The organism is Streptomyces sp. NPDC048295, from assembly GCF_040652135.1.
In the GTDB taxonomy this organism is placed as follows: Bacteria; Actinomycetota; Actinomycetes; order Streptomycetales; family Streptomycetaceae; genus Streptomyces.
Genome location: NZ_JBEZLL010000015.1, coordinates 97372 through 119102, shown reverse-complemented (window position 1 = coordinate 119102; position 21731 = coordinate 97372). Strand labels below are relative to the sequence as shown.

General features: G+C 69.5%; 10 protein-coding genes and 1 pseudogene. 9 read left to right on the top strand and 2 right to left on the bottom strand.

The window, feature by feature from the left end; genetic code table 11:
* Window positions 1–11: 11 nt before the first annotated feature.
* A pseudogene (locus AB0D53_RS22740) lies at window positions 12–413 on the bottom strand (ATP-binding protein).
* Between the two features lie 88 nt (window positions 414–501).
* On the opposite strand from AB0D53_RS22740, the gene AB0D53_RS22735 reads away from it, so the two are divergent.
* From AB0D53_RS22735 to AB0D53_RS22695, 9 genes are all read left to right on the top strand, one after another.
* A complete protein-coding gene (locus AB0D53_RS22735) occupies window positions 502–1104 on the top strand; it encodes a UTRA domain-containing protein (RefSeq protein ID WP_362449358.1) in 603 nt (200 codons plus the stop codon).
* Window positions 1101–1880 carry a GntR family transcriptional regulator gene (locus tag AB0D53_RS22730; protein ID WP_362449356.1) on the top strand — a complete coding sequence of 260 codons (780 nt, stop codon included), beginning with the start codon at window positions 1101–1103 and terminating at the stop codon, window positions 1878–1880. Before AB0D53_RS22735 ends, AB0D53_RS22730 begins: the two co-directional genes overlap by 4 nt.
* Before the next feature lie 58 nt (window positions 1881–1938).
* The gene (locus tag AB0D53_RS22725) at window positions 1939–4002 is read left to right on the top strand and encodes an NACHT domain-containing protein (RefSeq protein WP_362449354.1); all 2064 of its coding nucleotides are present in this window, start codon (window positions 1939–1941) and stop codon (window positions 4000–4002) included.
* Between the two features lie 296 nt (window positions 4003–4298).
* Window positions 4299–5033, top strand: coding sequence for an HNH endonuclease family protein (locus tag AB0D53_RS22720; RefSeq protein ID WP_362449518.1), 735 nt, complete (start codon window positions 4299–4301; stop codon window positions 5031–5033).
* A 165-nt stretch (window positions 5034–5198) separates the two neighbouring features.
* Window positions 5199–5582 carry a hypothetical protein gene (locus AB0D53_RS22715; protein ID WP_362449352.1) on the top strand — a complete coding sequence of 128 codons (384 nt, stop codon included), beginning with the start codon at window positions 5199–5201 and terminating at the stop codon, window positions 5580–5582.
* Between the two features lie 41 nt (window positions 5583–5623).
* A complete protein-coding gene (locus AB0D53_RS22710; RefSeq protein ID WP_362449350.1) occupies window positions 5624–6208 on the top strand; it encodes a BMP family ABC transporter substrate-binding protein in 585 nt (194 codons plus the stop codon).
* A gap of 100 nt (window positions 6209–6308) precedes the next feature.
* Window positions 6309–17075 (top strand): LamG-like jellyroll fold domain-containing protein, encoded by a 10767-nt coding sequence (locus AB0D53_RS22705; RefSeq protein ID WP_362449348.1) that lies wholly within the window; start codon window positions 6309–6311, stop codon window positions 17073–17075.
* On the top strand, window positions 17075–17578 hold the full coding sequence (locus AB0D53_RS22700) for a hypothetical protein (protein ID WP_362449346.1): 504 nt from the start codon (window positions 17075–17077) through the stop codon (window positions 17576–17578). Before AB0D53_RS22705 ends, AB0D53_RS22700 begins: the two co-directional genes overlap by 1 nt.
* 511 nt (window positions 17579–18089) lie before the next feature.
* Entirely contained in the window at window positions 18090–19106 is a 1017-nt protein-coding gene (locus tag AB0D53_RS22695) for a hypothetical protein (RefSeq protein ID WP_362449344.1), read from the top strand.
* A gap of 4 nt (window positions 19107–19110) precedes the next feature.
* On the opposite strand, the gene AB0D53_RS22690 is transcribed toward AB0D53_RS22695, so the two are convergent.
* The gene (locus tag AB0D53_RS22690) at window positions 19111–21609 is read right to left on the bottom strand and encodes a YfhO family protein (protein WP_362449342.1); all 2499 of its coding nucleotides are present in this window, start codon (window positions 21607–21609) and stop codon (window positions 19111–19113) included.
* Window positions 21610–21731 lie beyond the last annotated feature (122 nt).

Below are 21731 nucleotides of genomic sequence, written 5' to 3'. Positions count from 1 at the left end.
GCCGGTTCCTTTCATGGGGCGGGCGGTGCGGCAGGCCTCTTGAACGTGAGCCAGACGGTTTTGCCGACGATGTGGTGGTCGATGCCGAACTCCGCGGCCAGTTCATCGACCAGGAATAAGCCGCGCCCCGAGCACCACTCGTCTTCCGCGTGCTGGACCGCCGGTCGTCCACCGCCGCTATCCCGCACTTCCAGGCGCACAAGATCCTCTGTTGCGCGGAGGCGGACGGCGAACTCCCTTCCCGGCGGGACGCCGTGCAGCAGGGCATTGGTCGCCAGTTCCGAGACGCAGAGCTATATGTCGTCGATCAGGTGCGTGAGCTGCCACTCCGTGAGGACATCGACGACGAAGTCGCGTGAGGCACCGACAGAGGTGCGGCGTCGGGGAAAGCGCCGTTGCTGCGACAGAGACACGGTGGTCCACCGCCTTGCTCGTGGGGCATGACGCGCACACCGTACTGCTATTCGCGAAAGGCAGCAAGGTACTCTTTGGGGGGATCGAATGCTTCGCCTACCGTGTGCAGCGGCAGGGTGGTCTCGGGCGTCGACTGCGAAGGAGAAGGCCGTGGGTGAAGAGAGGGCCGGTACATCCGCTCGGTACCTGGCGCCGCCCGTACGGGGTGAAAGTGATGCCTGGGGGGCCGAGTCGGCAGCCGGAGGGCGACGAGGTACCCAGCGGATCGTGCGCGCGGGAGAGGTGGTCGCACCTGACAGAGTGGCCGACCTCCTCCAGGTGGAGCGTGGCGGTCGTATCGTCGAGCGGCGGCGGATCATGTACCTCGACGGTGAGCCGTGCGAGTTGACCGACACCTACTACCCGTTGGAGATCGCTCGGGGAACCGGGCTGGCCGCAGCGGGCAGAATCCGGGGAGGGGCCATCCGGCTGCTCGCCGATCTGGGGTATGCGGGTGTCCGGGCGCAAGAGGATGTGGTGGCCCGCATGCCGTCCGAAGGCGAGAGGGCGTCCTTGTCGCTGGAGGCGGGTGAGCCGGTGCTCGAACTGACACGGCTCACGCTGAGTGGAGATGACCGGCCCATCCAGGCCGATGTGATGGTCATGTCTCCCCGAGGTCAGAACCTGCGGTACGAGATCAGGATCGGATGACTGTGCCCGGAGTGGACGACGAGACATGGGACCGCCGCTCCCTGCATGAGCGGATCGCAGCGGATCTGCGCGACGAGATCATGTCCGGGGATCTGGCCCCGGGAGCCGGCCTTCCCTCCACCGCGCAACTCAAGGAACGGTTCTCCGCTTCGAACGCCACCGTGCAGAAGGCGTTGCAGCTCCTCAAAGGCGAAAGACTGGTCGTTGGACGTCCAGGTGCGTCGGTGACGGTTCGCGAACACCGGCAGCGGACGATACGTCCGGCCGCGTACATGGCACCGGCGGCCTCCGGCCGGCCGTACCGTTGGCTGAGCGAAGCAGCGAACTCGGGTGCGCGCGCCCGCAGCACCTTGATCGAGGTGGCCGAGGAGAAGCCTCCGGCAGACGTCGCTGCGGCGTTGGGCCTTCAGCCGGGCGGAACTGCGCTCCTCCGGCGTCAGTTGCTGTCGATCGACGACGAACCGGCGGAACTCGTCGCCTCCTACTACCCGTTGGACATCGCACTCGGTACCGCCCTCACCGAACGCCGCAGAATCACCGGTGGTACGCCCACCCTTCTCACGGCACTGGGCTATCCACCTCGGGTCAGTGTGGACCGGGTGTCCGCGCGTGTCGCCACCCAGGATCAGTACCGATTGCTCCGACTCCCCGGCGACCTGCCCGTACTGCGCACCTTGCGCATCGTCCACAGCGATGACGACCGGCCCGTCGAGGCGACGGTGATGGTCAAGGCGGGCCATCTGTACGAGGTACAGTACGCGTTCGTCCCCGAGTGAGCGGTGCCTTACGGGTTCGCCCGGCCGGTTGTCGGATCCGTGAGGCAGGATGCGACGCATGGAGAGGGGCAGGGAGAAGAGAACCCGCAATCGCTGGATCGTGGTGACGTGCGTGCTGCCGGCCTGTTGCCTGCTGTACGTCCTGCGCCCCGGGCAGGGCGCGGAGAGCCTGCCGGACCGCTTGGGTGTCGCCGGGATGCTGCTCACGGCCCTGACGCTGGTCGCGACGGTGTTCGGGGTGTGGGCGACGCAGCGGGCCGGTGCGGTGGTGGACGATGTGGCCGCGGCGCGACAGCTGAGCCGGGCCGTGGCGCTGGCGGAGCCGTTGTCGCGCCGGGTGCTGGGCGGGGATCGGGTCGTCGCGGACCTCACTTACCGATTCCGCCCCTACACACATGCCAGAGGCGTGGCGCCGCCGCTGGCGCCGGCCGGGCGATTGGACGGTCTGGTCGCCGACTACCAGGCCCTCAGACCCCGGCGCCTGGTGGTGACGGGCCGGCCGGGAGCCGGGAAATCGGTGCTGGCCCGGTCCTTCGTGGCGGAGCTCAACAAGGCCAGGGCGGATGGCGACCCCGTCCCGGTGCTGATCGCGCTCGGGGACTGGGAGCGGGAGGAGAGCTTCCGTGACTGGGTCGTCAGGCATCTGGTGCGCGACTACGGCAGATCGTGGAAGCGTGCCGGTCAGCTCGTGGACGCCGGACTGGTGCTCCCGGTCATCGATGGTCTGGACGAGATGGACAGGGCGGAAGTCCCGCTCGACGAGTCACGGGCCCAGGGCGCGCTGGACGCCCTGGCCGACTATCAGGAGGGCCTGGAACCCGCACCACTCGTCCTGACGTGCCGCACGGATCTCTACGACGCGCTCGAAGCCTCCGGAAGGCCGATGCTGGACACGGCGCGGGTCGAGATCGACCCGGTGAGTGCCGAGGCGGCGGCGGGATTCCTGTCGCGGCGCGCGGGGGCGGCCTACCGTCAGTCCGTATGGGCCCCGGTCCTGGCGGAGTTGCGCGCCCGCCCTCAGGGCATGCTGGCCCGTTCGCTCTCCACGCCGTGGCGGCTGGTGCTCGTGGCCACGGCGTACGAGCAGGCCAACGACCCCGGCGAACTTCTGACATGCACCACGCAGGAGGAGGTGGGCGACGTACTCCTCGGCCACTTCATCCCCTCGTCCGCCCGCACCGTCGCGGGAACGCGGAGCCGGTACGCACCCGAGGACGTGCACGCGTGGCTGGGCGTCCTCGCACGCGGTCTTCGGGCGCGGGGCGGTGGCGGGACGGATCTGGTGCTGTCCGAACTCGCCCACTCCCCGGGGGCCGTGTGGGCGAGGCGGCTGTACACAGCTCTGGTCGGAGTCCTCGCGCTCGGTCCGGTCGTGCTGCTGTTCTCCGACGGGGAGAGGGATGCGGTGACGTGGGGCCTGTCCGCTTTCTTCGCGGTCCTGGGGGCCACGGCGCTGCGGTATCTGCGGTCCGGCGGAAACGGTCTGTGGGGACGCGCCGACTTCGCCCTGCCTCCGTGGGGCAGCCCGCTGTGGCGGGTGGGGATGCGGCTGGCGTGGAGCGGACGCGGCCGCTGGGTGGCACGCGTCTCGGCACTCTGGCCCGTCCTCGTCATGTGGAGGGTCGCAGCACCTCAACGGTTCGGTGGTGTCGAGAACTGGCCGATGACGGCGGCGATGCTGTTCGCGCCCGCGCTGTTTCTCATCCTCTTCACCGCCCACTCCCTCGGTTCGGCTGCGGTGGGGCCGTCCGGCTGGCCGCGCACGGGTGCCTTCTTCGCTCTGATCGTCCTGTGGCCCGCGGTCGTCATGGTGCTCCTCAGCCGTTCCGCGGGTCTTGGGCCGACCGTCGACCTCCTGGTCCTCTTCATGTTCGGCTCGCTCTACTGTGCCTTGGGCGGCCCCATGGCCATGTACACGTGCTGGCTGCTGGTCAACTGCCGACGGCTGCCGTTCCGCCTGAGCCGCTTCCTGGAGTGGTCCCGGACAGCGGGGCTGATCCGGGTGACCGGTGCCGCCTACCAGTTCCGGCATCGTGAGTTCCAGGAGTGGCTCACGCGCCACCCCGCTCCGGCCCGTCCGGCGCCGACCGCTCATCCGCCGACGCGAACACCGACTCCGTGACGGAGCGGAACACCTCCTCGGGGCCCCGGCCCGTCCGACGGCCCTCCAGGTTGCCGCTCAGCAGCAGGGGGCGGGTGACTGCGCCCGGCCCCCGAAGCGGAGGGACCGGACCCTGGCTGCCGCCCGCATTCCTCACCCGCGTGGTCCGCTGATTCGGCTGGTGTGATTCACGCCGCAATCGCCCGGACCATCGGCATGTGCATGCCCGCGAGGAGAAGGCGTCCGTAGGATTCCCGGGTTCGGCTTTCTCCCCGTCAGGACGGTTTCGAGTGATATCTCCCCGTGCGTACCGAGTGATGCTGCCCGCCCTCAGCGTGGCGGCGGTGCTGGCCCTGTCCGGCTGCGACCCGGAGTCCGCGCCCTCGAAGGGGGGTGGCGGCGGACAGGCCGTCACCGGATTCGGGGCCAGTCCGCTCGACAACGCCGACGGTACGAAGCCGGGGCTCGCCCCGCTCACCTCCGAGGCGGACCGGGCGGCCGGGCGGAAGGTCATCGAGAAGGTGGCGACGAAGGGGCGGGGGCCGAAGACCGGTTACGCGCGGGACAAGTTCGGCTACGCGTGGAAGGACTCGGTCGACGGGATACCGCTCGCGAGGAACGGCTGCGACACCCGTAACGACCTCCTCGCCCGGGACGGCAAGGACGTGAAGTTCCGGTCCGGTTCGGACTGCGTGGTCGTGTCGATGACCCTCAAGGACCCGTACACCGGCGCCACCATCGACTGGCGCAAGCAGCAGGCCACCAAGGTCCAGATCGACCACGTCATGCCGCTCTCGTACGACTGGCAGATGGGTGCCTCGCGCTGGAACGAGGCCAAGCGGCAGCAGATCGCCAACGACCCGCTCAACCTGATCCCGGTGGACGGTCCGGCCAACAACGCCAAGCGCGACTCGGGCCCGGCGTCCTGGCTGCCGCCGTACAAGCCGGTCCGCTGCTCGTACGCGGTGCGGTTCGCGCAGGTGTCCCTGAAGTACGGACTGCCGGTCACCGCCGCCGACAAGAAGGCGATGCTGGAGCAGTGCGGCGGGTGAGCGACGGGTCGGGTCACCGCCGGTCCGTGCCGCCGTTGGTGACGCCCACCAGAACGGCCCGGCGTGGTGGCGGTGTACGGTACGGCGTCCGCACCGCCCCGCACCCGTACGGCCGACCGTCCGCGCCGTGGCCGTGTCCCGTCTCCTTCCCGTGAGGAATAGTTCGTGAAGTCTGTTGCGCCCGTCGGCATCGGCCGCGGCGCCCGTTCCCTGGGCGCGGCCACCGCGGCGGCCACCCCTCGTCTGCTGATGGGCGTGGTGCCCCTGGTGACCCTGGGTGTGTTCGGGTTCGTACCGTCCGCGGTCATGGCCCTGCGCCGACGCAGGACCGCCGACTGGTCGGCCTCCGCCGCCTTCGCGGCCCTGAGTGCGGCCTGGGTGCTCCGGATCGTCCTCACGCCCGACGAGACCCATGGGTTCGGATTCGCCGTGGACTTCCTGCTGCTCGTCGCCTCCACGCTCGGTGCCACGGCCCACGCCCTGTTCGCGTGGCGGGCCGGCGCGGGGGCCGGTGTGCGGGCGGAGCGTCCGGTGCGGGAGGTCCGGTGAGGACCCGGCGTCTGTGGCGGCAGCCGCGACGTTCCACGGACGTGCGCCGGCCCCGTGTCCGGCAGGCGCTCGCCGCCGCGGCGAGCGCGGTCCGCGGACGCCGGGCCCTCTGGGCTGCGGGCGGAGCGCTGCTGTTGGCCGGATGCGTGCTGCTCGGCGTCCGGTGGTTCGGCGGCACGGATCCGGCGAACCCGCCGGACACGCGGGCCCGTCAGTACCGCGACTTCGACGCCTGCCTGCTGACCGGCGATCAGGGCATCGCCGCTGGTTCCCCGGCCGCGCCGGTCTGGGCCGGAATGCAGCAGGGGTCCGCCGACACCCGGGCCAGGGTCACCTACCTTCCGGTCATGGGCGAGCAGACCACGGCCAACGCCCAGCCGCACATGAACAGCCTGATGCAGCGCGGGTGCGGCATCGTGCTCGCCGTCGGTCCGGCCCAGAGGGAGGCCGCGCGGACCGCGGCGAAGCGCCACCCCGAGACCCCGTTCGTGGTGATCGGCGGGGTGTCGGCGGAGAGGAGTCAGGCAGAGGGGGAGCCCGGAAACCTCACCCGTGTCGCTTCTGGTGAGGGCCTTTCAGGACAGGTCGCCGACGAGATCCGGCGGGCCGTCAAGAATGCTGGATAGTAAGCAATTCGGGATGATTCATCCCGCAGGATAAAGATCACATAAAGAGATCGTGGGAATGTGTAGAACTTGTGCACGGGCGTAGGACAAAGTCACGAGGTTGTTTGTTGATCTCGTGAAGAAGAAGGCGACCCTGATGCATGCCCGGTGGCGCAGACCATCCTCACTCTTCCCGCCCGGGCCCGTAGGGCGCCGCAGGGCGAGAGCCACGGCCCTGGCCGTGCTCGTCTCGTTCTCCTGCATGCTGACCACGGAGACCGCGGTTGCGGCGGGGGAGACCCTGCCCGCCGTCTCGATGCCCAGGCTCTCCCTGTCCGGGCTGTGGGAGTGGGTGGGCAAGTCCCCGCTGCAAACCCCCGACCAGCACGGCAGCACGGCCCGCGGTAAGAGCCACTCGGCCACCGCACGGCAGACCCGCGCCGACCACGGTGCCGGTCACCGCCCTGGCCGCGGCAAGGGCGAACTCGACGCCTACCAGCGGTACGACGACCCGGCCGCGAAGACCGTCACCGATCCGGTCGCGGGCACGGCGAAGAGCTTCGACGCCCGCACCAGTCGGCGGAACGCGAAGAAGTCCACGGCCACCTCGGACTTCTACACCAACGCGGACGGCTCCACCACGATCCGGCATTACACCGGCCGGTCCAACTTCAAGGACGCCGAGGGCGTCTGGAAGCCGATCGACACCGCCCTCGTCCGCGACGCCGACGGCCGGCTCCAGCAGCGAGCCAACTCGCTCGGCGTCGAGTTCGCGCCGGACGCCGCCGACCAGCAGCTCGCCTCGGTCGACTTCGGCTCCGGCCGCCGACTCGCGTACGCGCTGCGCGGCGCGCGAAAGGCCGCCCCCACCATCGATGCCGACGACACGGCCACCTATGCCGACGTGCTGCCGGACACCGATCTGCTGCTCTCCCCGCTCACCGAGGGCTTCAAGGAACGCCTCGTGCTGAGCTCGGCCGACGCACCGAACTCCTGGCTGTTCCCGCTGGACCTCAAGGGCCTCACCCCGCGCATCGCGGACGACGGCAGCGTGCAGTTCACCGACGCGGACGGGGAGGTGACCGCCACCATTCCGCACGCCTTCATGGAGGACTCGAAGATCGACCCGCGCTCCGGGGACGCCGCGCTGTCCCGGTCCGTGACGTACGAACTGACCACCGTCGACGACGGCAAGCCCGCGCTGCGGCTGACCGCCGACCGCGCCTGGCTGGACGACCCCGCCCGCACCTACCCGGTGACCGTGGATCCGACCATCGCCGCGAGCAACTCGACGTACGCCCAGAACACCATCGGCGGCGACCACTCCACCGAGAACCAGATCAAGGTCGGCTCCTACGACTCCGGCACCAACAAGGCGAACTCGTTCCTCCAGTTCTCCTCGCTGGGCACCACGCTGAAGGGCCAGCGGGTCAGCGCCGCCACCCTCAACGTCTACGCGCTCTGGTCCGCGACCTGCACCGCCGAACCGTTCTCCGTCCACCCGGTGACCAAATCCTGGACCCCGTCCGGTGTCACCTCCTACCCCGGCCCGGCATACGGCACCGCCATCGGCACGGCCACGGCCGCCCCCGGCGCCTCCTGCAGCAACAACGCCGGCGGAACCAATGACCTGAAGGTCGGGGTCAAGATGCCGGTGAAGCTCTCCACCGGTTGGTTCGACTCCGTCGCCACCGGCAGCGCCAACTACGGGCTGGCCCTGACCGCCCCGACCGGCGACGGGCTTCACTGGAAGAAGTTCCACTCCGACAACAGCGCCACGGCGGGCTTCCGGCCCGCGCTGGACCTCACGTACACGGCCAACAAGGCCCCGCAGATCACCGCCCAGTACCCGCCGGAGAACTACCAGGCGAACACGCTCCAGCCAGAACTCCTGGTCTACGCCAGCGACGCCGACAAGTGGCCGATGGCCACGCTGACCTACGCCTTCGAGGTCTATGACGCCGACAGCGACAGCGAGACCCCCGTCGCCACCTCCGGCATGATCTCCAAGGGCAGTTGGAAGGTCCCGTCCGGCAAGCTCAAGTGGAGCAAGAACTACGCCTGGTACGTCAGTGTCACCGACGGATACGACTCGGTGATGTACTCGGCGAGCCGGTTCGCCACCGCCGTGCCCCAGCCACCCGTCACGTCCGGGCTGGCGCAGAACACCGACGGCCACGAATTCGACCCGAGCGACGCCAACTACACCACCGAGGACACCGACGCGGAGGTCGAGGTCGTCGGCCCGTCGCTCTCCGTCGAGCGCTCGTACAACAGCCGTGACCCGCGTACCGACGGCGCGTTCGGCGCGGGCTGGGCGACCGTCGCCGACATGAAGGCCGTCGAGGTCAAGGACGGTTCGGGGACGCTCACCAGCGTGATCGTCACCTACCCCGGTGGCGAGCAGGTCGCGTTCGGGCGCAACGCCGACGGCACGTACGTACCGCCGATGGGCCGGTACGCACGGCTCGCGCCGGCCGCCTCGGGCGGTGGATACGTGCTGACCGACAAGGACTTCACGGCCTACAGCTTCCAGCAGGCCGTGACCGGCCGGGCCGGCACCTTCGCGATATCCGCGATCAAGGACTACGCGAACCGCGCGGAGACCTTCACCTACACCTCCGGCAAGCTGACCAAGATCACCAACGCGACCTCCAACCGCTCGCTGGCGCTCACCTGGCAGACCCCGTCCGGCGCGGGCTCACCCCACGTCGACACGGTGACCACCGACCCCGCGAAGGCGGGTGACTTGAGCACCGCCCAGAAGTGGAGCTACGGCTACACCGGCGACCAGCTCACCAAGGTCTGTCCGCCGCAGGACCCGGCCAAGTGCACGGTCTACGGATACGCCACCGGCAACCACTACCGCACCACCGTCCTGGACGCCGATCCGTACGCGTACTGGCGGCTCGGCGAGGCCGCCGGTGCGACCGCCGCCACCGACGCGATCGACCTCAACCAGGGAAGGTACAACGGCCTCTACCACAATGTGACGCCCGGCGGCACCGGCCCGCTGACCGGCTCCACGCAGAAGGCCGCGACCTTCAACGGAACCACCTCGTACGTCGAGATACCCAGCGCCCCCGGCGCCACCCCCTCGTACACGACGGTCTCGCTGTGGTTCAAGACCACCCAGGCCGGAGGTGTCCTCTTCTACTACGGCGACAAGCCGCTCAGCGACGCCGACCCGGTCGCCGGCACCAAGAAGAACACCCCGGCGGTCTACGTGGGCACCGACGGGAAGCTCCGCGGCTGCCTCGCCATGTCGCCGGGGTGCATGACCACCACCGCGTCCACCGCCACCGTCACCGACGGCCAGTGGCACAACGTCGCTCTGACCGGCGCGGCCACCAGCCAGACGCTCTACCTCGACGGGGTGAAGCAGGGCAGCCTCTCGGGAACGATCAACGACTGGGAGCAGCCGTACATCTCCTTCGGCGCGGGCGTGAACACCGACGGCTGGCCTGCCATGAACGCCAACGACAAGCTGGGCCACTACGCCGGCCAGCTCGCCGAGGTGGCGATCTACACGGAGGCACTCGACCCGTCGGTGATCACCGCGCAGTACCAGGCGGCCAAGCGGCCCGCCGGCCTGCTGAACGAGATCACCACGCCGAACGGCAAGACGCAGGCGTCCGTCGTCTACGGCAGCACCGATGACCTGGTCACCCAGGCCACCGACGGCGACGGCGGTACCTGGAAGCTCAACCCGGCCACCGTCACCGGCTCGTCCCAGGTCTACCGCTCGGCGGTGATGGGGACCGCCCCGGCGGGGTACTGGCGCCTCGACGACACCCAGGGCGCGCCGCAGGCAGCCAATGAGGTCCACACCGGATTCGGCACCTACAGCAATGTGACCCAGGGGGTCGCCGGACCGTTCGGCAGCGGTGATGTCACGGCCGCGCAGTTCAACGGCACCAGCTCCTACGCGGAGATCCCCTACAACACGTGGCACGGCAAGGGCGACCGCAGTGTCGAGCTGTGGTTCAGGACGGCCAAGCCCGGTGTGCTGGTCTCCGACCAGTCGCGGGTCCTGACCGACCCGGCCGGAGCGGGCGGAAATTACAGCCCGGTCCTGTATGTGGCAGCCGATGGCAAACTGCGCGGCCACTGGTACAACGGCGCGGGATCGGCCGGCACCGACTTCGGTTCCAAGGCCAAGGTCGACAACAACGCCTGGCACCACGCGGTCCTCTCCGCCACCGGCGCCACACAGACCCTGTACGTCGACGGGGTCAAGCAGGCCGACGCCGCGGGCGCGGTCAACGACCAGGCCAACACCCGCACCTACGTCGGCGCCGGCTTCGCCAAGGGCTGGATCGGCGCACCCGCCGACATCAGCTACTTCCCCGGCTCCATCGCCGAGGTCGCCGTGCACGCGGGCGGCCTCACCGAGGACCAGGTCGAGCAGCACTGGTCCGCGTACAAGGCATCCGCCGGGGTCGCACCGGTGCGGACGGTGAAGCTCACCGATCCCGGAAACCGGACGCTGACCTATGTGTACGACGCGGAGATGGGCAACCGCCTGCTGGCCGCGATCGACACCAACGGCAAGCGGACCACGTACGGCTACGACACCGCGGGCTTCCTGCACACGGTGACGGACGCCAACGGCAACCGGTCCGTCACCGGCCACGACATCCGTGGGAACACGGTCTCCCAGACCATGTGCCAGGACACGGCGGCGGACAAGTGCGCCACCGACTACTACACGTACTACCCGGACGCGACCACGGCGTTCCCGCCCATGGACCCGCGCAACGACCTGCTGCTCACCGAGCGGGACGGCCGTTCCTCCGGGCCGGCGGACAACACCTACCTCACCAGCTACACCTATGACACCGCGGGCAACGTCCTCTCCGTGACGACACCGCCGGTACCGGGTCACCCGAAGGGCCGGACCGCGACCACCGCGTACACCGACGCCGCTACTGCGGCGGCCGACGGCGGCACCGCGAAGGCGCCGGTGGGTCTGGTCTCCGAAGTGGTCACACCGGGCGGCCGTCGGACCCTTTACACGTACTTCGCCAACGGCGACCTCGCCTCGGTGACGGACGCCAATGGTGCCAAGGAGTCCAGCACCTACGACAACCTCGGCCGCACGCTGACCAGGACCGAGGTCTCGGACGCCCAGCCGGGCGGCATGACCACGACCCTCACGTACGACAAGGACGACCAGGTCCGCACCGAGACGGATCCGCCCGTCACCAACCGGGTCACCGGGGCCGTGCACACGGCGCGGACCACCACGGAGTACGACCCGGACGGCAACGTCACCGCGCAGAGCGTCGCCGACCTGACCGGGGGCGATGCGACCCGGACCACGTCGATGACGTACGACGCCTACAACCGGATGGCCTCACGCACCGACCCGGGCGGCGACACCACTCTGTTCGAGTACGACGGCTACGGCAACAAGGTCAAGGAGACCGATCCCGCCGGAAACGTCAACACCTACACCTTCGACGGCGAGGGCCGGCCACTCACCACCAACCTGCTGAACTACACCGGCGACCCGAACAGCCCCTCCGCGCCGACCATGCTGGTGCAGGAGTCCCGTGCCTACGACCCGGGCGGCCGACTCGCCTCGATCACCGACGCGATGGGCTGGGTCAGCGCGTACACCTACACCGATGACGGCCTCGCCGCGACAGTGGTGCGCAAGGACCCGCGGACCGGTGCCTCCTTCACCGAGGAGGCAAACAGCTACGACGCGGCCGGGAACCTGATCAAGCAGGTCACCAACGACGGCCAGACCACCAGCACGTTCACGGTGGACGCCGCCGACCGCACCACGTCGACAGTGCTGGACCCGGGCGGGCTCGCCCGCACCACCAAGGTCGACTACGACCCGGACGACAACGTCGTGTCCGAGACCGACCTCGACCCGGCCAACGGCCGTACCAGCACCACCGACACGCTCTACGACAACCTGGGCAACGTCACCCGCTCCACGCTGCACGACGGCACCACCGCCCCGGCCGGCCGCTGGAAGCTCTCGGAGACCAGCGGCGCGACGGCCGGCGACGCCTCCGGCGGCAACGCCACTGTCAGTCTCGGCAACGCGGTCACCCGCTCCACCGAGCACGGCGGCGCGGCGGTCTTCAACGGCACGGCCAACGCCTACGGCCAGACGCGGCAGTCAGTGGTCAACACCACCGGGTCCTTCACGGTCTCGGCCTGGGTCAAGCTGAACTCCACCACCGCCAACAGCACGTTCATCGCGCAGGACGGTGCGGTCGGCAGCGCTTTCCAGCTGTACTACTCCACGGCGTACGGCTGGACGTTCAACCGGCTCAGCGACGACTCGGCGTCCCCGGTCCTGGCCCGTGCCACCTCCGGCACCGCCGCCGTCACCACCGGCACCTGGACGCACCTGACCGGGGTGTACGACAAGGACGCCGGCCAGATCAGGCTGTACGTCAACGGCACCCAGGCCGGCACCTCCGCCGCCTTCGGCACCCCGTGGGACGCGACGGGCCCGTTGCAGATCGGGCGCAGACTCGCCGGCGGCAAGTACGGGGAGTACACCAACGGCTCGCTCAGCGACATCCAGGTGTACGGCGAGGCGCTGACCGCGGCACAGGTCACCGCGGCCAAGGGCGGCACGCTGCCGACCGCGGGCAGTTCGGTCCGCACCTCCACCTGGAAGCTTGACCAGCGCGGACTGCCGCTGTCGATGACCGACGAGAACGGGGCCACCACCGACTACGGCTACGACGAGGCCGGCCAGCAGACCAGCGTGACCGAGCCCACCGTCGACAGCGAGTCCGGGGGCGGCAAGCCGGTCGCCATCCGGCCGGTGTCGATGACCGGGTACAACACCTTCGGCGAGAGCACGGAGACCTCGGACCCGCTCGGCAACGTGACCGTGACGGCCTACGACGCCGAGGGCCAGGAGTCCTCGACGACGATGCCGGACTACACCCCACCGGGGGCCACCGCGCCCGTCACCGCCACGGCCTGGAACGAGTACAACAAGCTCGGCCAGGTCATCGCCGAGGTCGACCCGCTGGGCAAGCGCACCGAGTACGCCTACACCCAGCTCGGCGACCTGGCCTCGGTCCGGGAGCCGGGAGGGGCGACGACGAAGTACGCGTACACCCCCAACGGTGACCAGCTTTCGGCCGTGCGGCCGGGCGGTGCCCGTCAGGAGACCACCTGGGACTACCTCGGACGTCCGCTGACGGACACCGACGTCGTGCGCCAGCCCACGGAGCGGGCCTACACCTCCATCAACGAGTACAACGCTCCCGGCGGCGAGCTGTCCCGGACGGTCAGCCCGACAGGGGTCAGCGAGTCCTACAAGTACAACGCCCTCGGCGAGACCACCGAGGTGACCGACGGCGCGGGTTCGACCAGCCGGTTCACCTACGACATGGACGGGCAGCCGCTCACCTCGGTCGACCCGGACGGCAGCAGCACGAAGAACACCTACGACGGCTTCGGACAGCTGGTCTCCACCAGCGATCTGGACCCGACGGGGAAGGTGCTGCGTACCAGCAGCTCCACCTACGACCGCGTCGGCAACCCGACCTCGGTGACCGACTACCGGGGCCATGCGGTCACGCTGACCACGGATGCGACGGGAGTGATCACCAAGGCGGTGCAGCCGGTCTCGGCGACCGAGTCGATCACCACCACCTTCGGGTACGACGCGGCGGGCAACCGGACGCGCTTCACGGACGGGCGGGGCAACGCCTTCCTCACGACGTACAACGCGTGGGGTCTGCCGGAGTCCGAGATCGAGCCGTCCACACCGGCCCACCCCGATCTCGCCGACCGCACCTTCACGATGGTCTACGACAGTCTCGGACGGCCGAAGGAGCGGCGTTCGCCCGGCGGCGTGGTCACCGGCAACGAGTACGACGACCGAGGCCGCCTGATCCGCCAGCACGGCGAGGGCGCGGAGGCCGAGACGGTCGACCACACCTACTCCTACGACGATGACGACCAGGTCACCGCGGTGGCCGGGGCGGGCGAGGAGAAGGACACCTTCTCCTACGACGACCGCGGCCTGCTGCTGTCGGCCAACGGCCCGTCCGGCAGCTCGTCCTTCGCCTACAACGGTGACGGGGCGATGACGTCGCGCAAGGACGCGTCGGGCACGTCGGCGTACGGCTACGACACCGCCGGCCGGCTGAAGACCGTCGCGGACGGCTCCACCGGCACGGTGATGACATACGGCTACGACATCGAGTCCAACGTCAAGTCGATCGACTACGGGCCTTCCAAGGCGCAGCGGACGTTCTCGTACGACGCGCTGGGCCAGCTGTCGACCGACAAGCTGACGTCTCCGGGCGGCAAGACTCTGTCGTCCATCTCCTACGGCTATGACCTCAACGGCAACGAGACGTCGAAAACGACGACCGGTGTCGCGGGTGCGGGTACCCACACCTACACCTACGACTGGGCGAACCGTCTGACGTCCTGGGACAACGGCACCACGACCGAGCAGTACGGCTACGACGCGTCGGGCAACCGCACCCGCGTGGGCGGTGACACCTATACGTACGACGCCCGCAACCGGCTCAGCTCCGACGGGCAGAGCACGTACCGGTACACGGCTCGCGGCACGATGAGTTCGGTCACGGACGAGGCGGGTGTGCAGACCTCGCTGAAGGCGGACGCCTTCAACCGGGTCATCAACGAGGGCGATCGGACGTACACGTACGACGGTCTGGACCGCACGCTGAAGGCGACGGACGTCCAGGGCGGCTCGGTGTTCGACTTCGCCTACAGCGGGGTGGGCAATGACGTCGCGTCGGACGGGACGGCGACCTACAGCCGCAACGTCGACGGTTCGCTGGTCGGGATCAAGTCGGCGGTCTCGGCGGTGCTGGCGCTGACCGACATCCATGACGACGTGGTGGGTCAGTTCACCGAGGGCGGCGAGGCGCTGAGCGGTTCGTCGTCGTACACGCCGTTCGGCAAGGTGTCCGACGCGACGGGCATGCTGGGGCATCTCGGCTACCAGTCGGGGTGGACGGACCCGGAGACCGCCAAGGTGAACATGGCGGCGCGTTGGTACTCGCCGGAGACCGGTCAGTTCAACAGCCGGGACACGGCGGGCATGGACCCGCTGCCCGCCTCGGTGTCCGCGAACCGGTACGCGTATGCGGACCAGAACCCGATGACGGCCACCGACCCGACCGGTCACTGGCCGAGCTTCATCGACAAGGCCATCAAGAAGGTCAAGAAGAAGGTCAAGAAGGTCGCCAAGTCGGCCTGGAAGAAGACCAAGAAGGCTGTCAAGACGGTCGCGAAGAAAGTCAAGGCCGCTGCGAAGAAGGTGAAGAAGGCGGCCAAGAAGGTCGTCAAGAGGGCGACGCGGACCATTCGCAAGGCCGTGCATTACGTGGCCGACAGTGTCAAGAAGGTCAAGAGATACGTCAAACGCACGTATAAGCGCGTCAAGAAGTACGTCCACAAGGTCGTCAAGCAGGTCAAGAAGACCGTGAGGAAGGTGGCCAAGGCCGCCGCTCACGTGGCGAAGAAGGTGGTGAAGGCCGCCAAGAAGGTCGGCAGAGCCGTCAAGAAGGCGGCGAAGGCAACGGCCAACTTCGTGAAGCAGCACGCCTCGACGATCGCGTCGGTGGCCACGGGGATCGTGGTCTTCGCGGGTTGCACGGCCGCGACCGGTGGTGTCGGCGTGATCGGTTGCGGTGCCCTGGCGGGCGCGGCGGCGAACGCGGTGGGCTACGCGATGAGTGACGGCCCCAAGACGCTGGGCGGCTTCGCCATGGCGGTCGGCGTGGGCGCGGCCACCGGCGCCCTCGGCGGCGCGGCGGGCGGTGCGGCTTCCGGTGCGGTGGGCCGACTGCTTGGCGGTTTCGGCGGCAAGGCGTTGAACGGCGCGGCGATGGGCGCCGCGGGCGGCGCCGCGGAAGGTGCGGTCGGCTACGGAGTCTCGTGCGTGACCAGCGAGGAGGGCTGCAGCGCCTCCGGCGCGGCGAAGGCCACGGCGGTGGGCGCGGTCACGGGCGGCGTGTTCGGCGCGGCGGCGAGCCGGTTCGGCCGGAAGGGCTGCACACCACACAGCTTCACCGGCGCCACTTCGGTGGTCCTGGCGAACGCCACCACCAAGCCGATCTCCGAGATCAAGGTCGGGGACTATGTCCTGACGGCCGAACCCGGCAAGAAGAAGCAGGAGAAGCACAAGGTCAAGGCGGTCATCGTCACCAAGACGGACCGCGAGTTCGTGGACGTGGTCGTGTCCACGAAGTCGGGCCCGAAGACGATCCAGACCACCAAGCATCACCAGTTCTACGAGTCCACCAAGGATGCCTGGACCCAGGCCGCCGACCTCAAGGCCGGCCAGAAACTCCAGAACGGGAGCGGCGGGCCCACGGTCATCCTTGATATCAAGGCATACACGGCGCAGCGCACCACGTATGACCTGAGCATCGACGGTCTCCACACGTACTATGTGAAGGCCGGCGCCGTTCCGGTACTCGTCCACAACGACAACGACATCTGCCAGACCAGCATCACGGTGAGCTGGGAGCCGGGAATGCCCAAGTCCCAGTTCAAGCTGAAGGCGGATGCGCTCAAGCAGCTCGGCGACGACGGAAAGCTCGTCAAGGCGCCCAATCCTCTTCCGGCGAGAGCCGGTATCGAGAAGGGTTACAAGCAGGAATTCTTCAAGAGGGTCTACGCTCAGTTCAACAAAAATAATCCAGAATTCGTTGCGGCGGCCCGCAGAAGAATCTTCGGAAACATGAACCCGGATCATGTCTGGGAGCTTCAATTGGGCGGACCTGACGTCCGGAGCAACCTCCACATGCTTGATGCCACCACCAATCAAGTCATCGGCAGGCAGATCAGGCTGCAGATCATGCATCTGCCGGATTACACGCCAATCTCTGTCAACATTCAGGGGCCCTAATGATCACCGAAGAATTCAGGCAGAGCCTTGCCAGGGCTCGTGAAGCTATCGACTCCAGTGAGGAGTGGAGCATTTTTAATTCCATTCCGGAAGGAGTCTCCCGGCGGCCGGATCTGGATGCTCCGGAGGAGTACCTGGACTTCCTGCTGGCTGCGGACGGGGCCATCATGGGATCGGTGGTGATCCTCGACAGGAAGTTCGCCGAGAAGTCGCAGGGGCTGATCTCTCCGGGCAGGGTCGAAGTCCCGGAGGACCCGGACAACTGGTTCGTCGTCGGGAAGATCAACGAGAACCCGGTGCTGGTCGATCGCCGGGACGGATCGATCTGGGCCTACCCGGACATGCTGACTTCCTGGTGGGCGAGCCGCCGGTTCGAGCGTGTGGCGGACAGCCTCGCCGAGTTCGTGTCGGAGTACGCACTCGGCTCGGGGTACCTGCGCATCACGGGTTCTACGGAATCCGACGAGTGGTGGCAGCTGCTGCGTCATCTGGAAGACGTGTAGAGAGTGATGCCCCGTGACGCCGCTCGCTCTTCGCGACAGGCAACCGTGGTGGTGCGCTGAACAGGACTGACCGTGTCCGACATAGGCAGAACGCCCGGCTGGAGGATCCCCGGCCGGGCGTTCTGCGTGTTCGCAGGAGCTACGACCGCGTCCTGTGGGACGGCGCGACCCACTGGGCGAGTTCGATCGCGCCCGAAGCCGTCCGTCTCTGGGGCGATGGCCACGGCGTGCACACCGACGTTCACCGGACCCCCGGCGTCGCCGAGACCGGGCGTCTCGTCCGAGGTCCGGGCCGGAGAGCGTGCCCCGGCCGGGCGGGCGTCCGCACGGCCCTGGTTCTTCATCCGACCCTCGACGATCGCGTCGGTGGCGACGGGGGTCGTGGTGTTCGCCGGGTGTACGGCGGCGACCGGTGGTGCGGGTGTGATCGGGTAGCTGTCGTCGTTCGCCCGCCAGGGATTACGGAACAGTGCTCAGTAGCCTGTGGTGCCCAGGTCGTTCAAGGAGACGCATGTCCCGCACCACCCCCTCTCGTCCGGTGGACATCGAGAGTGTCTTCCCGGAGCTCGCTGTCCACCGCCGTACCGCGACACGGTTGCATCCCCGGCCGGGTGCCCCAGGCCCCTACGACAGTTCCGTGGGTGGGCCGTTGCTCTGGCCGGCCGAGGAAGCCTGGCCGGTGTGCACGGAGCGCCACCGGCGGGGCTACGGGGAGCGGACGGCGGACGTACGGATGCGCCGGCGCATCCTCGCGGAGGCGTGGGGCCGGGTTCCCGCCCCGGGGCAGCGCCCCGGTCCCACGGACGCCGAGGGTGACGTGCTCCGGTCGCTCAAACGCGGGCGTCATGCCCCCTGGCTCGGCGAGGCCGACCCCGTACCGCTCCTCGCGCTGGCCCAGTTGTTCCGGCGGGACGTACCAGACCTCGGGGGTCCCAGTGATCACGATCTGCTCCAGATCCTGTGGTGTCCGTTCGACGCGCACCACGGGCGTCACGAACCCGCTGTCGAGCTCCGCTGGCGGCGGTCTGGCGAGGTCGGTGGCGTCCTGACCGAGCAGCTGGAGCCCGAAGTGGTGGGGGCCGAGGGATATGTACCGTCCTCGTGTGTGCTCGACCCCGAGCAAGTGATCGAGCATCCTGATATCCACCTGCTCCCGGACGACCTGCGGGAACGCATCGATGCGTGGGAAGGTGACGAGGACGACCTGGATGAGGACGCGGTCCTCTACCGTTCCGACTTGTCGATCGCGCCGGGCTGGAAGGCGGGCGGTTTCGCCTCCTGGCACGCGACCGGCCGCGCCGACGTACTGTGCGAGTGCGGGGCCTGGACCGACCTGTTGGTGACGGTGGCGAGCAAGGAGTGGGACGGCGGGAGCCGCAGCTGGATTCCGGAGGAGGACCGGCCCACGGCGGACGGCATGGACGCCAATGTCCCCACACACGTCACCGTGGGCCGTTGGGGCTCCATGAATGTCTTTCTCTGCCGCGCGGACCACACCCACTCGCCACAGCTCAGCTTCCAGGGCTGACCTTTTACGAGGTGCAGTCGAACCGCCGCCGGTAGGCCAGGACCAGCTCGCCCACGACCAGGAAAGCCAGTGCCCCCGCCCCCGCCAAGGCCCCCGCCCGCAGCCCCGGCGGCCGGAACGTGCAGTCGATGGCCGTGCCGTCGGCCGGGGCCGGGGTGGCGACCAGGCCCAGATAGCTGTCCGCGGGGCGGCCCTGGCAGCTCCAGCCCGCGATCCGGGGCGCGGCGAGCACGACCGTTCCGGTGGTGCCGGGCGGCAGCTCGGCCCGGACGCCGTGGGCGGTGACGTGCACGGCGCTCGCGCCGGTGCGCTTCAGCCCGGCGACCGCCGAGGCCAGCCGGGACCGGTCCAGACAGCCGATCGCCTCGTGCGGGACGGTCCCGGCACGTACCGGGGCCAGCGTGACCCGCACGGTCCCGGCCCCGCCGACCTCGCCCAAGCGGTGCATCGCGGCCCGCCGGGCCGGCAGCTGCCCCTTGAACTCGACCTCCGGGCCGTCGCCGAGCCGTGCCCGGCCGAACATGTCGGGCGCCCACAGATACGCCTCGCTGCCCGCCGGGCAGGCGGCGGTCAGCGTGTACGCGCCGCGCCCCACCCGGTAGTCGTACGCCCCCTTGCCGGCCACCGAGCCGCCGTCCGCCGTGCGCAGCGCCGTCGGCGGGACCGTGTAGACCCGCGAGCCGAGCAGCCGCTCCTGGTTCCGGAACGGTGAACGGCCGTACGGCACCGGCCCGCCCGCCCTTCGCACCGTCACCAGCGGCGGCACCTCGGCACGGCTCACCGTCACCGGCCGGTCGTCCGTGCCGCCCATGCCCGTGTGCCCGGCCCCCTGGTGCGGATCACGCGGCCCGCGCACCCGCGCGCCGACCGAGAAGACCGCGTCCGTGACCGGGTTGTCGAGGCTCTGCACGGCCCGGCCGTTCGACGTCCACCCGCCGCCCAGCGCACGCATCGTGCGGGTCAGCACATCGGGCGTGTGGCTGCTGTAGTACGCGCCGCCCTGCCCGCCCACCAGCAGCGGATCGTTGGCGGTGGTCTGCTCCCGGCCGGGGTCCGTGCGGTAGTCCGGCCAGCCGTCGGCGTCCGCGACCACGGCCGCCTGGGTCCGCTGCCGTTCGCCCCAGGGCGCGTAGTCGTCGAGCCGGTTCAGCCGTTCCCGGTCGAAGTACGCGGTGGACGCGGCGGCCTGCCCGGCCTGTGCGCCGATCAGCAGCACGGCGGCCAGCGCCGCGAGCCTCCGCCCCCGCCCGAGCAGCACCAGGGCGCAGACCGCGGCCACCAGCCCCACCCCGAACAGCGGATACGTCCACCCGGTGACCAGATCGCTGAAACCGGCCCCGGCCGCGAGCAGCACCAGGACCGCGCCCCCGCCGAGCAGCGCCCGCCGATCGGGCCGGCCGTAGGAGACCGAGACCCAGGCGGCGATCACCACCAGCCCGGCCAGCACGAACGTCTGCCGGTACGGGCTGCCGTTGGGCGTGGCGAAGGCGTGCCACAGCAGATGGGTCGGCTCCCACTGCAACGACAGCGCGACCCCCGCCACCAGCCCCGCCCAGGTCCACCGCTCGCGTCCCGGCACGGACCGCTGGAAGGCCAGCGCACAGGCCAGCAGCAGGGTGCCGGTGCCGAGGAAGAGGGCCGGGGTGAAGAAGCTGTACGTGGCGGGCAGCAGCCGGGCGAGCACATCGGGCCAGGCGGCGGGCGCGAACGCGCGGTCCCAGCCCGGGTAGGCGTGCTTGGTGCCCAGATAGACGGGGAGCAGGACGGGCGCCGCGAGCCCGACGCCCACCCCGACCGTGCAGACCGCCCGCGCCAGCCCCCGGACCACCGCCCGCCGGTCGTCCCGCCCGGTGAAGAGCCGGACGGCCAGCACCAGGGCGGCTCCGAGCGTCGCCATGTACGCCGTGTAGAAGTTGGCCGCCCACACCACCGCGACCAGCAGCGGCCCGGCGATCCGGTGCTTCCCCGTACGGGCCCACTCGGCGACCAGGCAGAGCAGCGGCAGGGCGACCAGCCCGTCCAGCCACATCGGGTTGTACGAGGCCTCGGCGACCGACCAGCCGCACAGCGCGTACGAGCCGCCGAGCGCCCCGGCCACCCACCAGCGCCCGCCGCGCAGCGTCAGCAGGAACAGGGTCATCAGCGCCGCCGCCGACGCCATCTTCAGGAGCGTGACCACATAGACCGCGAGATCGATCCGGTCGCGCGGGAAGACCCCGACGAGCAGGGCGAACGGGCTGGTCAGATAGGTACCGAGATCCGGCAGGAAGCTCGTCCCGTACCCGGAGGACCAGTTGAGCAGCAGCCCGCCGTCGGCGTTCTGGTGCAGCAGGTCCCACAGCCGGGCGTGGAACGGCACGAACTGATTGCCCAGGTCGTTGACGCTGCGCGTGTGCGGCCCGAACGGGAAGACGCGCGCCACGGCGTCACCCGCGCAGACCGCGGCGACGGTGAGCAGCGCGGCGAGCGAGCCCGCGCGCAGGCGGGGACGGGAAGTCGGCATACGCAGGAATATGCCAGCCCCGAACGCTCAAACCCGTGCCGAAATAGGTCAGTTCACGTAATGGACGCTCATCGGCCACGTGCTGCATCGGGTTCCGACATCTGGCCGCGCTGATGTACATC

Excerpts from the sequence above, each read along its gene's own strand:
- AB0D53_RS22735 (WP_362449358.1), top strand. The coding sequence starts at position 502 with ATGCTTCGCCTACCGTGTGCAGCGGCAGGGTGGTCTCGGGCGTCGACT.
- AB0D53_RS22730 (WP_362449356.1), top strand. The coding sequence starts at position 1,101 with ATGACTGTGCCCGGAGTGGACGACGAGACATGGGACCGCCGCTCCCTG.
- AB0D53_RS22725 (WP_362449354.1), top strand. The coding sequence starts at position 1,939 with ATGGAGAGGGGCAGGGAGAAGAGAACCCGCAATCGCTGGATCGTGGTG.
- AB0D53_RS22720 (WP_362449518.1), top strand. The coding sequence starts at position 4,299 with ATGCTGCCCGCCCTCAGCGTGGCGGCGGTGCTGGCCCTGTCCGGCTGC.
- AB0D53_RS22700 (WP_362449346.1), top strand. The coding sequence starts at position 17,075 with ATGATCACCGAAGAATTCAGGCAGAGCCTTGCCAGGGCTCGTGAAGCT.
- AB0D53_RS22695 (WP_362449344.1), top strand. The coding sequence starts at position 18,090 with ATGTCCCGCACCACCCCCTCTCGTCCGGTGGACATCGAGAGTGTCTTC.
- AB0D53_RS22690 (WP_362449342.1), bottom strand. The coding sequence starts at position 21,609 with ATGCCGACTTCCCGTCCCCGCCTGCGCGCGGGCTCGCTCGCCGCGCTG.